We start from the raw sequence: 16335 nt of genomic DNA, 5'->3' as shown, positions 1-16335 counted from the left end.
AAAATGTCAGATTTGAATTATCCAAAATAAATGCATAAAAAAGCCGAAACGAATTTCGGCTTTTAAAATCTTAATCTATAAATAATTTACTTTAGCTTATAAGAAACTAATTCAGAAGATGTATCATTAAAAGAAAACTTAATCACGCCTACTCCTTTTGCAACCCAGTATTCAGCATCGGTTGAACCCGCAGATTGTCCTTCCATTGAAGTTTCAAGTGTTAATGTAAATTTTACAACATCTTTATACGTAACATTTTTTACAGTAGCAGTTGCACCTTTTTCTATAATTGTACCTGTATATTCTACGTTCGTAGTTATACTCGGTATACCTGTATATGTTGTGACTTGCGTGTAGCTTCCTGTCCAGGTTTTATTTACATCCAAATAATCTTTAAAGAAAATAAACTCATAGCCACTGATCTTTCCTGTAAAACCATTAGCACTAATATTAATATCATCCATTTTAATATAATAATCTCCCTGTACTTTTTTAATTGAAGCTGAAGCAGAGCCAGAAACTTCGCTGGAAGCTGTAATAAACTTATCAAATTTGAAATAAGTTTCTCCGTTTACGTTTTGTGCACTAAGGATTTTCATTGTAGTTTCATTTCCTCCCTGGTTTAAAACCCATTGATTACCAACTGCTGTCGGCCAATAATCGTTCTGGGAAGTTTCCGGATTTTGTTCCTCATTTTCTGAATCACTAGAACATGACGTAAATAATGACGCGGACACAAAAAGTGTCATAAGTGCAAAGCTTTTAATTTTTTTCATAGTATTAGAATTGTTTTTGGTGAGTCAAAAATAGTAAACGATGTAGATATTTTCACTTATTTTTAACAAAATAATTCTTAAGGCCCAGATATGTTTAAAACACTAAAAATCAATACTTAATATGCATATTTCTAAAAAATATTTATTTTTTGAAAAATATTTTATCAAAACTGTAACAAAATCAAAACAAGTAAAGTCATTATAATAAACCAGCAATAATTACTTGAATATAACGAACCAAAATATCGAAGAATTAATCACGCTTTGTAAAGAGAATAATCAAAAAGCACAATTCGAAGTTTACAATCGCTATTGTAAGGCTATGTATAATGTAGCTTACAGAATTGTAAAAGACGAACATTTTGCACAAGACGTCATGCAGGAAGGTTTTTTGAAAGCTTTTACAAAAATTAACGACTACAGGCAGGAAGTTGCCTTTGGGGCGTGGTTAAAAAAAATAATCGTCAATTACAGTATTGACTTTTATAAAAAAAATAATGCTTTTCAGGTCGAAGACTTAAGTAAAACTCTTTATAAAATAGAGGAAAACGACAGCTTTTTTTCTGAAAGTATTGATTTGAATTCCTTAAAAGTAAAACAGGTATTAGATACTATTTTAAGCTTAAAAGATAACTATCGAATGGTATTGACACTTTTTTACATTGAAGGCTATGATCAGGATGAAATCTGCGAAATTTTGAATATCAGTTATGCAAATTGCAGAACAACACTGAGCAGGGCAAAAGAAAGTTTAAGAAAAAAATTAGAGGATATATGAAAAAGGAAAATGACAATTTAGACCAATTATTTCAAAAGTTTGAAAATCAATGGGATGTACAGGAAATAAATTCTGATCATCAGCTTGATTTCTTAAATAAATTAAACAATAAAAAGAAACCTAAAAAGAATTATTATGCCGTTTTAGGAATTGCCGCTTCGATAGTCTTGTTGCTGGGAATATCAATTTTTTATAACATTAATCAAAAACCAAGAGAATTTAAATTCGCATCTAAAGAAACCAAAAGAACTGATTCTATTTTCAATATTTTAATAGACAATGAATTAGTTAAACTAAAAGAAAAAAGTTCTCCGGAAAACGAACAGATCATAAATGATGCTCTAACTCAAATGAAAGTTTTTGATGCCGATTATCAGAAAATCATAAATGAACTGCAAAAAAATGGAGAGAACAAACAAATTATTTATGCGATGATCAGCAATCTGCAAACCCGTATTTCATTTTTACAAACGGTTTTAAAGCGAATTGAAGAAAACGAAAATTTAAAAAACACAACAACTCATGAAAAAACATTATAACATCTTAATTCTATTTATATTAATTCCATTCCTTGGATTTTCAAATGATGAAACTGCTATTTCAAAACAAAAAAACATCAAAAAAACATATATCGTTAACTCTAATGCCGGGATTAATATTGAAAATAAGTATGGAAATATTTCGGTAAGTACCTGGGACGAGGACAAAATTGACCTGGATATTACGATTAAAGTTACCGGAGGAAATGAAAACTGGGTAAACGAAAGGCTTAACAGCATTGATATTGACATTACGGCATTAAAATCTATGGTTACTGCCATTACATCTATTGGAAATTCTTCTTTAAAAAGCAGAGGAAGCAGTAATAGTTTTGAGATCAATTATGTTATTAAAATTCCTAAAAACGGAACGGTAAAACTGGATAATAAGTACGGAAATATTAATATCGTAAGTGTAGAGTCTGCAACGGATATATCTTGTAAATACGGTAAAGTTGCGCTTGGAAAATTAAATGGTACCAACAATCGTATTGAAATTGCCTATTGCCAAAATTCAAGCATAGACTACATCAAAAGCGGTAATATCATAGCGCGTTATTCAGGATTAAAAATAATTGAATCAGGAAATCTGAATCTGGACACAAGTTACTCGGATCTGGTTATGTCTGAAGGAGAAAACATCAAATATGATTGTAATTACGGAAACTTCAAACTGCAAAAAATAAACTCATTTTCAGGATCAGGAAATTACCTTACAATTGCTATAGCCGAAATTTCAAACAGTATAAATGTAAATACCAATTACAGTAAAATAAATGTTTCTACAATAACGGACAGGGCAAATAATGTAAATATTAATTGCGGTTATACGGATGTTTCACTGGGTTATGATACAAATTACGCATTCGATTTTGATATCAATACCCGATATGGAAATATTAAAAATGATAACTCTTTGGATGTTTCAGTAACAGAAAACAGAAGTAATACTAAGAGAATAAGTGGGTTCAATAAGAAAAAAGGTCAAAACAAGCTTATTGTAAATTCTAATTACGGAAGCGTAACTCTAACCAAAAAATAATCAAAAATCAAAAAAATGAAAAAATCAGTTCAGTTATTAGTTTGTGGTGTATTTCTTTTAAGTTTTATAGCAAATGCACAATGGTCAAATCAAAAAGTAAAAGGAAACGGAAAAATAGTTTCCCAAACCCGAAATACAGCCGATTATGATGCCATAAAGGTTTCCGGATCTTTTGATATCGATTTAGTTTCAGGCAAAGAGGGAAATATTTCAATTAAAGGAGAAGAAAATCTACTCTCATTTGTAAAAGTGGAAGTTGAAGAAAACACACTAAAAATTTATATTGAGAAGAATACAAATATCCGATCAGGCAAAAAAATACACCTTACAGTACCTTTTGAGAAAATATCTGAATTAAACTTATCCGGTTCAGGAAATATTCAGACGAAAAATGACATTAAAAATGATAAATTTTCAGTAAAACTTTCAGGCTCAGGAATTTTTAATCTTGGTGTAAATTCAAATGATCTGGATCTGAATGTAAGCGGCTCAGGGAATGTGCGACTAACAGGAAATACTTCAAACTTTAGCAGCAAACTTTCAGGTTCAGGAGATATTGATGCCTCTGACCTAAAGTCAAAAAATATTGATGTGAATGTTTCGGGTTCAGGAAACAGCAAGGTAAACTGTAACGAAAACTTAACTGCCAGAGTTTCCGGTTCCGGAAATATCAAATATGTAGGAAATCCGGAAAAACGCGATGTGAAGGTTTCGGGATCTGGAAATATTTCTAAAGCATAACTAAAAGAAAATACTTTAAGCAGATAAAAGGTTGAAAAGAAAAACGTCATGAACTCTGAGCTCATGACGTTTTTTATTTATCGAAAATGCTATTTTGTTTTATTTTGAAGTAGCATTCTTTGGTATTCTTCGCAACAAGAAAATAGCAGTTACGAAAAAGACCGCTAAAATTACAATTGCGGCACGCGGGCTTCCGGTAATCTGATCAACAATACCATAAACACACATTCCGATTACGATACCTATCTTTTCGGCAACGTCATAGAAACTAAAGAATGATGTTGTGTCTTCTGTTTCAGGCAATAATTTGGAATAAGTAGAACGTGATAAAGCCTGAATTCCACCCATTACAAATCCGGCAACAGTTGCCATTACGTAGAAATGCATTGGTAATGTAATAAAATAAGCTAAAGCGCAAAATACGGCCCAGATGATATTAATAAAAATTAAAGCCGGAATGTTTCCAAATTTTGCTGAAGCTTTTGAAGTTAAATAAGCTCCTACTACTGCCACTAACTGAATTATTAAAATACATTTGATCAGACCAATTGTACTTTCTTCTTCAGAAGACCACTGGATTTCCTGGGCTCCAAAATAAGTTGCAACCAGCATCACGGTTTGCACAGCCATACTTGATACAAAAAATCCGCCCAGATATCTTCTCAATGGAACATCCTCTTTTAGAAGTGCCCAGACTTTTTTCAGTTCTTTAAAGCCATTAAAAATAACATCTTTAGTTAATTTCTGAGTTGTTTCTTTACTCCCTTTTGGCAAATAATAATAAGTATACTGGCTGAATAAAATCCACCATATTCCCACCATTACAAAAGAATATTTCATTGCCTGCATCCTTGCCTCCGGACTTTCGGCACCCATTATCATAATCAAATTAACGACTAATAAAATGACACTTCCGATATAACCCAGAGAATATCCTTTTGCGCTTATTCTGTCTTGTTGTTCATCAAAAGCAATATCAGGAAGATAAGAATTATAAAAAACCAAACTTCCCCAATAACCAATCAATCCTAAAAAATAAAATAACAATCCAACATAAATATTTTCCAGATCAAACCAATATAACCCCATGCAGGATAAAGCTCCAACGTAGCAGAAAAACTTCATGAAAGATTTCTTATTTCCCACATAATCGGCAATTCCGGATAATAAAGGTGAAATAAAAGAAATTACTAAAAATGCAAAAGCAGTAATAAAACTAATTAATGCCGAATTTTTTAGATGAAGACCAAAAACATCAATGTAATGATTGTTTTTTGGAAACAATGCTTCATAAAATATAGGAAACACTGCTGATGCGATTGTAAGTGTATAAACTGAATTGGCCCAGTCATAAAATGCCCAGGCATTCAAAAGCTTTTTATCCCCTTTTTTTAGGTTTTTCATAAATTGGTTTTTGTTAATTGGCTACGAATTTATCTCTTTTTTATTAAGAATCCATTATTTAAGTATTAAGAACGAAGTTTTTTTTACAAAAAAAAAGCTACTCTAAACAGAATAGCTTTTCATTTGCATTTATTTACGCTTATTTAATAATTCCTACCTTAAGAGCAATCGCTTTTGCTTCGGGTATCAACGATTTTATATTAGCAATCCTTGTAGCATCAGACGGGTGTGTACTCATAAATTCCGGTGTTCCTGCTCCCCCTGATTTGGCAGACATCCTGCTCCAGAATGTAACGGCATCGTCTGGATTATAACCGGCAATTGCCATAAGTGTTAATCCAATTTTGTCAGCTTCCGTTTCATTACTTCTGCTAAATGGCAACATCACTCCTACTTCTGTACCCAGACCATATGCCTGTGAAAATATTTGTTGTGTTTGTTCTGATTTACCACTGGTTGCAGCTCCCAAAGCTACGCCTCCAATTTGTTGAAGTTGTGCTGCGCTCATTCTCTGCGCACCGTGATTGGCTAATGCGTGAGACACTTCATGTCCCATTACGGTTGCCAGGCCGGATTCGTTCTGAGTTATTGGTAAAATTCCTGAATAAACAACAATTTTTCCTCCTGGAAGACACCATGCATTTACTTCTTTATTATCAACCAGCTTATATTCCCAACGATAATCTTTCAGATACTGGCTTTGCCCAAGGTAAGTCAGGTATTTTTCTGCAGCAGTTTTAATTCTTGACCCTACAAGATCAACTCTTTTTGCATCTGCTGTTCCTGTTATAACTTTATTTTCTGTCAAAAACTGATTGTATTGTTGAAATGAAGATGGAAATAACTCGCTGTTTGAAACAAAATTTAAATTCTGTTTCCCAGTAATCGGATTTGTTGCACAGGCAACGAAAAGAATAGTTACTATTCCTCCTAATAAATATTTTTTCATAATTTCTGGTATTTAGACTAAACAAAAATACAAATATTATGAAATTGCCTTTTATATAATTTTAAGAAAAAATATCAAAATAAAGCTATTCTCCAATAAGGTGTAATTCACTAAACTCTTTATTAATGATAAGATAATTATTTTCAGAAAAACTTATGGCATTAAAATCAATAGTTTCATTGTCAATTTCGATTTCAGTAACTTTAAAAGGCAGTCCAATTAAGTTGATTTTAAATTTAGAGTAATTCGTTTCAAATTTTCCTTCTTTATGCAACTGAACAATAAGTTCTTTTTCTTTTCCGATTGTTTGAAATGACAAATAACTGTAACGCCCTTTTTTATAATCATAACCATCCTGGGAATCTTCATAGACAAACGATTTTTCTTTCCCATTTTTAAAATACAAATCAAGCGTCAGTTCATCAAATTCCAGTTCTCCAACGTATTGCTGAACCGGATATTTCGGAATTATGGCACCGGCTTTTACAAAAATTGGAATTTCATCAAATTTAGTATCAACCCACACTTCTCTTCCACCGATAGAAAGTTCATTTGTCCAGTAGTTATACCACTCGCCTCTTGGAATATACATACGTCTTCCTACAGCATTAGGTTCAAGAATTGGACAAACTAAAATCTGATTTCCGAATATAAATTCATCATTGCGATAATGTGTCTGTGTGTCATCCTGATCGTAATAAACAAGTGGCTTGAGCATAGGTATACCTTCTTCGATATATTGCCAGAACATGGTATATAAATAAGGTAATAACTGATAACGAAGACTCACAAATTTTCTGGTAATATTAATTACTTCTTCATCAAAAGCCCAGGGTTCCTGATTGCCGTGATCCCCGGAAGAATGTGTCCTGCAAAACGGATGAAAAACGCCTAACTGAATCCAACGCGCATATAGTTCTCCCGTTGGCTGTTCTGCAAAACCTCCAATATCAGAACCTGTAAAACCCATTCCGGAAATAGACATTCTCTGTACCTGAATATTAGCAATCCATAAATGTTCCCAGGTTGCTACATTATCACCTGTCCAGGATGACGTATAACGCTGTGCGCCTGAATAAGCAGATCTTGTAATTACGAAAGGTCTTTTTGGATATGCAAAACGTTTAACACCATGATAGGTGGCTCTTGCCATTTGAGTTCCGTAGATATTATGCGCTTTTCTGTGGCTGCAAGGGTTTCCGTCATAAACATGACGAACATCCATCGGGAATGTTTTATTCGGAACTTCCATAACGGCGGGTTCATTCATATCATTCCAAACCCCTTTTACACCAATATCTGAAATTAATTCTTTAAATAATCCAGCCCACCATTCTCTGACTGCAGGATTTGTATAATCCGGAAAATTACATTCACCCGGCCATACTTTTCCTTTCATATAAGGGCCGTCGGCTCTTTTGCAGAAATAATCATTTTCCAGTGCCTCTTTATAAACTGAATACTCTTTATCGATTTTAATTCCGGGATCTATAATAACAACGGTTTTAAATCCATCTTCTGCTAATTCTGCCACCATTCTTTTTGGATCCGGAAAATAGTCTTTGTTCCAGGTAAAACATCGGAAACCATCCATATAATCAATATCCAGATAAATAGCATCGCATGGAATTTTAAGCTCCCTGAATTTCGAAGTAATTTCTTTTACTTTGCTTTCCGGATAATAACTCCATTTACATTGATGATAACCCAAAACCCAAAGTGGCGGTAATTCTGGCTTACCTGTTAAATCTGTATAAGTGGTAACCACATCCTGCATCTGAGGGCCGTAAATGAAGTAATAATTCATTTCGCCTCCTTCTGCCCAAAAACTGGTTACATTTCTTCTTTCCTGGCAAAAATCAAAAAAAGTCCTAAAGGTATTATCAAAGAAGATTCCGTAGGATTGTTTATTGTGCAAACCAATATAAAAGGGCACAACTTTATATAAAGGATCCTGATCTTTTTGATAAGCATATTGATCTGTGGCAAAATTTTCAACTCTTTTGCCTTTTAAATTCATTTGAGTGGCTTTGTCTCCTAAGCCGTAAAAACATTCGCCATCTTTTGATGATTTACTCATTTTTACGATATTTCCGCCATATTCGTAGCTTTCTTCCCAATGAAAACCAAGTTCGTCTTCGAGAATCAGAATATCATTTAAATCATAAATGGATAAACGGAGATCTGCTTTCTGAATTTTGCATTTTACCTTGCTTGTTCTGATTTGAAAATAGGTTTCTTCTTCAGTAACTTCAAGAAAATTATAACCATGCAATTGTGTTTTATCAATTGCATACGAAAAATCATTGCTAAAATAACCTTTGGTTGTAAAACGAAAACGAATTAAACTGTCTCTGAGAATAGTGACTTTTAAGATAACTTTGTTGTCCGTATTAAAAAAAATGGAATCCCCGTCATGCTCATACGAAACGATTCTGGATGGATATAAATCGCCTTTATATTCTAATGATGTATTCGTAATCATATCACCTAATGAATTAATTTATAACTCTGTCTATAATTCCAAACATACAAAAAAACTTGATAAGCCTCTATAAATATGAGGTTTATTCACGAAAACGTTTTTTCTGCATGTCTGCTAAATTAGATATTCTGAAATCAAAAAATTGATAATTTACGAACGTAAAATTGACAAAATCTCATTTGATTAATTTTGGTTAATTTTCAAAAGCATATACAATAACACTCAAAGGAGGTAAAATTAATTGCACAGAAAAATCCCTTCCGTCATAAGCAGACAATTCAGTTTTTAGAGTTTCTGAATTTCCAACTCCGCTACCTCCATATTTTTTATCGTCACTGTTAAAAACGGGAACCAAATTTCCTTTCTGAGGAATTCCAATTCGATAGTCTTCACGAACGACCTGAGTAAAATTACAGACTATGATTAAATTTTCTTTGGCATTATTTCCTTTCCGAATGTAGGTCAGAACTGCATTTTGATGATCAGAATAATTTATCCATTCAAAACCTTCACTGCTAAATTGTTTCTCATACAATGCCGGTTGTGATTTATATAATTGATTTAAATCTGTGATGACTTTTTTTATTCCCGAGTGATAATCATATTGCAATAAGTGCCAGTCCAGGCTCTTTTCAAAGTTCCATTCATCGCTCTGCCCAAATTCAGATCCCATAAACAAAAGTTTAGCTCCGGGATGTGTAAACATGTAACCATATAATAAGCGTAAGTTGGCAAATTTCTGCCATTCATCACCGGGCATTTTGCTGGCTATAGATTTTTTTCCATATACTACTTCGTCATGAGAAAAAGGCAGCATAAAGTTTTCTGTAAAAGAATACGTCATAGAAAAGGTCAATTCATTTTGATGATATTTTCTATAAACCGTTTCTTTCTGAAAGTATTGCAACGTATCGTGCATCCAGCCCATCATCCACTTCATCCCAAAACCTAAACCGCCACTAAATGTGGGTCTGGAAACCATAGGAAAAGAAGTACTTTCTTCTGCAATGGTCTGAACTCCATCAAAATTAGCGTAGATAACCTCATTAAATTCTTTAAGGAAACTTATAACGTCAAGATTTTCCCTTCCACCAAAAATATTAGGCTCCCATTCTCCTTCTTTTCTTGAATAATCCAGATACAACATCGAGGCTACAGCATCTACACGCAAACCGTCAACATGATAATTTTGAAGCCAGAAAACCGCATTGCTGATTAAAAAAGCGCGGACTTCATTTCGTCCATAATTAAAAACAAGGCTTTTCCAATCAGGATGATAGCCTTTTCTTCGGTCAGGATGTTCATATAAATTTGAACCGTCAAAGAAGCCTAAACCATGTGCATCATCAGGAAAATGAGACGGAACCCAGTCCAATATTACCCCAATCCCGGCCTGGTGAAACTTATCAACCAAAACCATAAAATCCTGTGGTTTTCCAAAACGGGAAGTTGGTGCAAAATATCCTGTCAATTGATATCCCCACGAAGGATCATAAGGATATTCCATAACCGGCATAAATTCGACGTGCGTAAAACCCGTTTCTTTTACATAGTTAACTAAATCGTCAGCAAGTTCCAGATAGGTCAAAAATCTATTGTGGTCTGCACGTTTCCAGGATCCCAAATGGACTTCATAAACAGAATAAGGTTTATCTAAATCATTATTTTGTTTACGGGTCTGCATCCAGTTTTCATCCTTCCAGTTATAATCCAAATCCCAGACTACAGAAGCTGTATGGGGTGGTTTTTCGCAATAGCGTGCAAAAGGATCCGCTTTTTCAGTTACAATTCCATCATTAGACTGAATTTTATATTTGTAAAGTGCACCTTTTTCAATATTGGGAATAAAACCTTCCCATATCCCGGAAGAATCCCAGCGAACCTGAAGTTCATGTTCACCCTGTGTCCAGTAATTAAAATCTCCAACAACAGAAACAGAACCTGCCGTTGGTGCCCAAACCGAAAAATAAACTCCTTTTATTCCATCGACCTCAATCAAATGTGCACCGAGTTTTTCATACAATTTGTAATGTTTTCCGGCTTTGAATAAATTGATGTCAAAATCAGTAAAAAGAGAATGCGTAATAACTTTATTCATATTTGGTTTTTAAGGCAACTATTAAAATTTTATTTTTTTTATTCGATCCTGAAATTATCAGAAAGAACAACTCCTTTTTTAATCACAACAATTCCGTCTTTAATACTATATAATTCATTTGTAAAATTATCTAAATGCTTACCTCCGTTGATGTGAACATTGTTTCCAATTCGAACATTTTTATCTACCAAAGCATTTTTGATAAAACAGTTTTCTCCTATACCCACATTAATTTTGTTGTTCTCATTTTCATGATGCAATTCATCAAGATCCTGGTAAAAATCATTACCCATCACATAACAATTTTCAAGAATAGTTCCTTCGCCAATTCTGGAACGAATACCGATTACTGAACTTTTAATTTCCTTGGCATTAATAATACAACCTTCAGAAATCAACGATTGGTTAATAATTGAATTTCTAAATTTTGATGGCGGAAGCAATCTTGGGCGGGTAAAAATTTTGTTGTCATTATCAAACAAATTAAACTCCGGTATATCGGCTGTCAGACCAATATTAGCTTCAAAAAAAGATTCAATATTTCCAATATCGGTCCAGTAACCTTCATATTGATAGCTTAAAATTTTATGTTTACCAACAGCATCAGGAATAATTTCTTTTCCGAAATCTTTGGTTTCCTGATTATCCATTAATTTTACTAAAAGGTCTTTATTGAAAATATAAATCCCCATCGAAGCCAGATATTTTTTGCCTTTTGCATGCATTTCTTCACTTACTTCAGATTCCCACTCAGGCAAAAGTGACGCATTTGGTTTCTCGATAAAAGCTTCAATAACATTCTCATGATTGGTTTTTAAAATTCCAAACTCAGGAGCATCTTTTGCATTTACAGGCAATGTCGCAATAGAAATCTCTGCATTGTTTGCAATGTGAGCTTCCAGCATTTCGTTAAAATCCATCTGATACAATTGATCACCCGATAAAATCAAGGCGTGATCAAAGTCATGTTTAAGAAAATGTGACATACATTGTCGAACTGCATCGGCAGTTCCCTGAAACCAGGTAGGATTGTCGGGAGTTTGTTCTGCTGCTAAAATATCGACAAAAGACTGACTGAAAATACTAAAATTAAAAGTATTCTTTATGTGTGCATTTAAAGATGCAGAATTAAATTGTGTCAATACAAATATTTTAAATATATCAGAATTAATACAATTTGAAATTGGAATATCGACTAATCTGTATTTCCCGCCAATCGGAACGGCAGGTTTTGACCTCGTTTCGGTTAGAGGAAACAAACGCGATCCTTGTCCTCCTCCTAAAATAATGGCAACTACATTTTTCTTTTTAAACTTCATTTTGCTGAATTATTAAGTTGTATATTTCGATGTATTCCTCACAAACCCTTTCCCAGGAATGATCCGTATTCATCCCTTTTTCAATTATTTTATTAAAATGTGTTTTGTCTTTATAAAGTTTGACAGCACGCTTAATAGAATAGCAAATGTCACCAACGGAAGCCTGATCATGGCAGATTCCGTTTCCATCATCACCAAAGTCAATTACAGTATCCTGAAGTCCGCCTGTTCTGCGTACAATAGGTACAGTACCATATCGAAGTGCATACATCTGATTTAAACCGCATGGTTCAACCCTGGAAGGCATTAGTATAAAATCTGAACCTGCATAAATCAAATGTGCCAACTCTTCATTATAACCAATAAATACATTATAATTGCCATTATAATCATTACGCAACTGTATCAATTGAGATTCAATTTCTGCATTTCCGGAACCAAGAATCAGGATATTTATTTTTTCAAAATTTTCTGATAATGCCAAAGCCGTTGCCTGCGGAAGTAAATCACCTCCTTTTTCTTCAAATAAACGCCCAATAAAACTAAACAAAGGTTTTGAAGGATCTAAATCAAATTGTTCACATAACTGTTCTTTATTCTTTTGTTTTCCGGTCAAGAAAGTCAGAACATCATAATTTTCATTAATCATTTTATCTTTTAACGGATTCCAGACTTCAAAATCAATTCCGTTTAAAATTCCTTTTGATTTATATCGGACCGACTTAAACAATGATTCTAAACCATTTGCTGAAATATTAATTTCATTTAAATAACTTGGTGAAACAGTAGTCACTGCATGTGCACACTTTATTCCGACCGCTAACGAATTCAGAGAATTGTTCCATTCTAAAAATCCTGCATGCATTAAATCAAATTCCGGCAGATAATGTAATTTATCAAATCCAAACCATCCCTGATATAAGCCATTATGAATTGTAATTACTGTTCTTACAGCCTTTAATTTTTCATATTTATAAGCATATTTTATCATAAAAGGAATTAACCCTGTATGGTGATCGTGACAATTTATAATCTCAAGAACTGAATCACGTTGGGAAATCCAGTCTAAAGTTGCAATTTGAAACGACATAAATCGTTCTATATCATCTTCGTAACCATAAATATTAGGCCGATCAAATAATTCCTTTATTTCAACTAAATATAATTCATAACCTAATTGATCTGTGGTTTCCTTTAGAACGCTAAACGGAAATTGTAAATTCCCTAACTTAACTGTTCCCCAATGAACACATTCAAATTCATTCTGGCTATAAAATTTAGTATCATAACAAGGTACAACAACACGCACCTGATGACCTGCTTTATTTTGATATTTAGGTAATGCACCAACAACATCGGCAAGACCGCCAACTTTCGCCATTGGATAGCATTCTGCACTTATATGAAATATTTCCATTTAAAATTAAATTCCCTTTTATTTGAATCAAACATTTACTATTTGTACTACTTTTATGTTCCTTAAATTTAGGAAAAAATAAACAAATTCTGACTTCGAAATAAAAATTATTAAAATGGCAAAAAAGACTTCCAATCCTATTCAATCTTTAAAAATACCACGCGTTATAATACTATCCTGCAAAATATGCGCTTTTATTTCTACTAAATTGGTTACAAAATATGCGGCAAGACTTTTTACAACTCCAATAAAACATAAAGTTCCTAAAAGAGAATTAGAAATGGATCGTAAAAGCATCCAGCATACAATTCATATTCCCAAAATTAATAAGGATATTGTTGTTTATGAATTTGGAAAAAGTGACCGTAAGATTTTATTAGTACATGGGTGGTCAGGAAGAGGGACACAATTATTTAAAATTGCCGATGAGCTTTTACATAACGGATATTCAACAATAAGTTTTGATGCCCCTGCTCACGGAAAATCCAAAGGAAAAACAACAATAATGTCTGATTTTATAGAATCAATTTTAGAAATCGATAAAAATTATGGTCCTTTTGAAATTGCAATTGGACATTCATTAGGAGGAATGTCAGTTTTAAATGCAATAAAAGATGGTTTAAAAGTAAATAAGGCCGTTGTAATTGGCAGTGGAGATATCGTACAGGAAATTTTGGATGATTTTATTTCTAAATTAGAATTAAAGCCAAAGATCAGCCAGCTTCTACGCGAATATTTTGAAAATAAATATCAAACTGTAATGGACAATTATTCAGCATATAGAGCCTCTGCAAAAATTAAAGTTCCTGTTTTAGTGATTCATGATAACGATGATCCGGAAGTACCTGTCAAAGCCGGAATTCATATTCATAAACATTTAGAAAACGGAAGTTTGTTTCTTACCGATAAATTAGGGCATAGAAAAATATTAAGAAATAAAATTGTTATTAAAAAAATCTTAGATTTTATTAAAAGTAACTAACTTTATAATACTTACATTTTTATTAATGTTTAAAGGAGCTATTATGGATTTATTTGCAGAAACAAAGGACTGGGGAGAAGTACTTAAACCACTTCTAAAGAAATATAAAGGTAAGAAACATCCTTTAGATTATCAAAACACCTATCAATTACTTGTAATGGTAGTACTATCTGCGCAGGATTCTGATGCAAATATAAATAAGATAGCACCAGAGTTATTTGAAAAATTCCCAACACTTCAAAGCTTATCCAAAACAGATTCTGAAAAATTTATTCCGTATATAAGCAAAGTCAGAAATTATCCAACCAAAGCAAATTGGTTACTTGAAATAGCGCAAATTATCAAAAAAGACGAAAATATTCCATCTACAATGGAAGAATTGACTGCTCTAAAAGGAATTGGACGGAAATCAGCTAATGTTATTCTTAGAGAAACCAATCAACCCGCAGAAGGTATAATTGCCGATCTTCATGTGATACGTGTAGCACCGAGACTAGGAATAATAAAAGAAAGTAAAGATGGAAACAAGGTAGAAAAAGAACTTATGAAAGTCCTTCCAAAGAAAATTTGGTCAGAAATAGGTATGGCAATTTCATTTTTAGGAAGAGAAATATGCAGACCAAATCCGAAATGTGAAATCTGCTTAATGGCTGATGACTGTTTATATTATCAAACTCACATCATTTAAAACTATTTTCTTCGCGTATCAATTAAATAAATAATTTTCCAATTATCTTTTTCTTTGAACAAGGTAAACGTATTAACTCCTGAATGACTTAATTTATCATTAATATAAAACTCATAAGGAGCCCAAACATGAGCCATAGTACCATCAACCTGAATAGTATAGCTCAATATTTTTTCATTAAACTTCATATTTGAAGGTATTGATGAAATAGAAATATAAAACTCAGTACTAGATTCATTTGTCAATTTATTGCCTTTAGTTTTACTCTCACTAATTGATTGCAGAATAATTTTATTAGAACAGACAGATTTTAGTTTAATTGTATCCTTTTGGTGAAATGCAACAAAAAAATCTTCAATAACTTTTTGTACATCTTGTTTTTGAGCTACTGATGACACTCCGATAAAGAGAAAAATTAATATTAAATATTTCTTCATGGCAAATAAGTTTAATTGATTATTAATATTAAACACCAAATTGAGTCAAATGATGCTCCAAATGTTTGGCAAACATGTTATTCCATTCCTTTGAAGTTAATTTTCCAAAAGAATGAGATTCCTTTCCTTCAAATGCATCCGCACCTAATTCCTGAGTTTTGATAAGGTAATTTATTAATCTATTTTTCTCAATTTCAAAACTACGTTCATCCTTTACAATAAACTGAGGCGCAGTTGGGCTGTTTCTTGTATAAGGTGTGTCATTAACTACTTTATTTTTTATGAATAGTTTTAATATTAGCTTCATAAAATTATTAGGTTTCTTATGAATATCTTCATAAACCATTTCGTAAGATACATTACAATGTGCCAGCATTTGACTAACGCTCATTTTTCCCCATAATGCTTTAGCATCAGGAGTTAGTTTGTTTATGCGATTAATAAACACAAAAGTATCTTCTTTTAAAAAAATATTTTTCATTATAATTTAAGAAAGTAATAATAAAACAAAAGTATTAAAATTTAGAGATTTTCTTTTATTTAATACGAAATTTAACACAAATAAGTTGTTACTGGACACAAAAAAACCCTATCCGATTTGGATAGGGTTTTCAAAAGAAAGGCGACGACATACTCTACAAAATTATTAGAATTTAAATATATTATTTTATTTTTTTTTA

General features: G+C 32.5%; 15 protein-coding genes. 6 read left to right on the top strand and 9 right to left on the bottom strand.

The genetic code is table 11. The features are described from left to right. Positions 1–86: 86 nt before the first annotated feature. Positions 87–776, bottom strand: coding sequence for a hypothetical protein (locus DCO46_RS13945; RefSeq protein ID WP_116753126.1), 690 nt, complete (start codon positions 774–776; stop codon positions 87–89). A 223-nt stretch (positions 777–999) separates the two neighbouring features. Between DCO46_RS13945 and DCO46_RS13940 the strand changes: the two genes are divergently transcribed. Genes DCO46_RS13940 through DCO46_RS13925 form a run of 4 tightly spaced genes read left to right on the top strand, consistent with a single transcriptional unit; the run spans position 1000 to position 3876 of the window. Further along, positions 1000–1554 (top strand): RNA polymerase sigma factor, encoded by a 555-nt coding sequence (locus tag DCO46_RS13940; RefSeq protein WP_116753125.1) that lies wholly within the window; start codon positions 1000–1002, stop codon positions 1552–1554. Next, positions 1551–2093 (top strand): anti-sigma factor, encoded by a 543-nt coding sequence (locus tag DCO46_RS13935; RefSeq protein WP_116753124.1) that lies wholly within the window; start codon positions 1551–1553, stop codon positions 2091–2093. The genes DCO46_RS13940 and DCO46_RS13935 overlap by 4 nt, the downstream gene beginning before the upstream one ends. Further along, a complete protein-coding gene (locus DCO46_RS13930) occupies positions 2077–3135 on the top strand; it encodes a hypothetical protein (RefSeq protein WP_116753123.1) in 1059 nt (352 codons plus the stop codon). The genes DCO46_RS13935 and DCO46_RS13930 overlap by 17 nt, the downstream gene beginning before the upstream one ends. Positions 3136–3150: 15 nt before the next feature. After that, positions 3151–3876 carry a head GIN domain-containing protein gene (locus DCO46_RS13925; protein ID WP_116753122.1) on the top strand — a complete coding sequence of 242 codons (726 nt, stop codon included), beginning with the start codon at positions 3151–3153 and terminating at the stop codon, positions 3874–3876. Between the two features lie 99 nt (positions 3877–3975). On the opposite strand, the gene DCO46_RS13920 is transcribed toward DCO46_RS13925, so the two are convergent. The 6 genes from DCO46_RS13920 to DCO46_RS13895 all read right to left on the bottom strand — a co-directional run bounded on the left by DCO46_RS13920 (position 3976) and on the right by DCO46_RS13895 (position 13548). After that, on the bottom strand, positions 3976–5280 hold the full coding sequence (locus DCO46_RS13920) for an MFS transporter (RefSeq protein ID WP_116753121.1): 1305 nt from the start codon (positions 5278–5280) through the stop codon (positions 3976–3978). 139 nt (positions 5281–5419) lie between these two features. Then, entirely contained in the window at positions 5420–6229 is an 810-nt protein-coding gene (locus DCO46_RS13915; RefSeq protein WP_116753120.1) for a M48 family metallopeptidase, read from the bottom strand. A gap of 85 nt (positions 6230–6314) precedes the next feature. Beyond that, on the bottom strand, positions 6315–8714 hold the full coding sequence (locus DCO46_RS13910; RefSeq protein WP_116753119.1) for a glycoside hydrolase family 31 protein: 2400 nt from the start codon (positions 8712–8714) through the stop codon (positions 6315–6317). A gap of 193 nt (positions 8715–8907) precedes the next feature. Next, positions 8908–10812, bottom strand: coding sequence for a 1,4-alpha-glucan branching protein GlgB (gene glgB / locus DCO46_RS13905; RefSeq protein WP_116753118.1), 1905 nt, complete (start codon positions 10810–10812; stop codon positions 8908–8910). Between the two features lie 38 nt (positions 10813–10850). Further along, positions 10851–12131, bottom strand: coding sequence for a glucose-1-phosphate adenylyltransferase (locus DCO46_RS13900; RefSeq protein WP_116753117.1), 1281 nt, complete (start codon positions 12129–12131; stop codon positions 10851–10853). Further along, positions 12121–13548, bottom strand: a complete 1428-nt coding sequence (locus tag DCO46_RS13895) for a glycogen synthase (protein ID WP_116753116.1) — start codon at positions 13546–13548, stop codon at positions 12121–12123. The genes DCO46_RS13900 and DCO46_RS13895 overlap by 11 nt, the downstream gene beginning before the upstream one ends. A 115-nt stretch (positions 13549–13663) precedes the next feature. Here DCO46_RS13895 and DCO46_RS13890 point away from each other — a divergent pair, with 115 nt between their 5' ends. Together DCO46_RS13890 and DCO46_RS13885 are read left to right on the top strand one after the other, a co-directional pair. Next, positions 13664–14530: an alpha/beta fold hydrolase gene (locus DCO46_RS13890; RefSeq protein WP_116753115.1), complete on the top strand. Its 867-nt coding sequence runs from the start codon at positions 13664–13666 to the stop codon at positions 14528–14530. Positions 14531–14573: 43 nt separating this feature from the next. Next, complete coding sequence (locus tag DCO46_RS13885) at positions 14574–15218, top strand: endonuclease III domain-containing protein (RefSeq protein WP_116753146.1); 645 nt, start codon at positions 14574–14576, stop codon at positions 15216–15218. A gap of 2 nt (positions 15219–15220) precedes the next feature. Here the strand turns inward: DCO46_RS13885 and DCO46_RS13880 are convergent, their stop codons facing one another. Together DCO46_RS13880 and DCO46_RS13875 are read right to left on the bottom strand one after the other, a co-directional pair. Further along, positions 15221–15655: a nuclear transport factor 2 family protein gene (locus tag DCO46_RS13880; protein WP_116753145.1), complete on the bottom strand. Its 435-nt coding sequence runs from the start codon at positions 15653–15655 to the stop codon at positions 15221–15223. 28 nt (positions 15656–15683) lie between these two features. Beyond that, positions 15684–16136 carry a DUF1569 domain-containing protein gene (locus DCO46_RS13875; protein ID WP_116753114.1) on the bottom strand — a complete coding sequence of 151 codons (453 nt, stop codon included), beginning with the start codon at positions 16134–16136 and terminating at the stop codon, positions 15684–15686. Positions 16137–16335 lie beyond the last annotated feature (199 nt).

The organism is Flavobacterium sp. HTF, assembly GCF_003105115.1.
Taxonomy (GTDB): domain Bacteria; phylum Bacteroidota; class Bacteroidia; order Flavobacteriales; family Flavobacteriaceae; genus Flavobacterium.
This window is presented reverse-complemented; position numbering and strand designations above follow the sequence as displayed.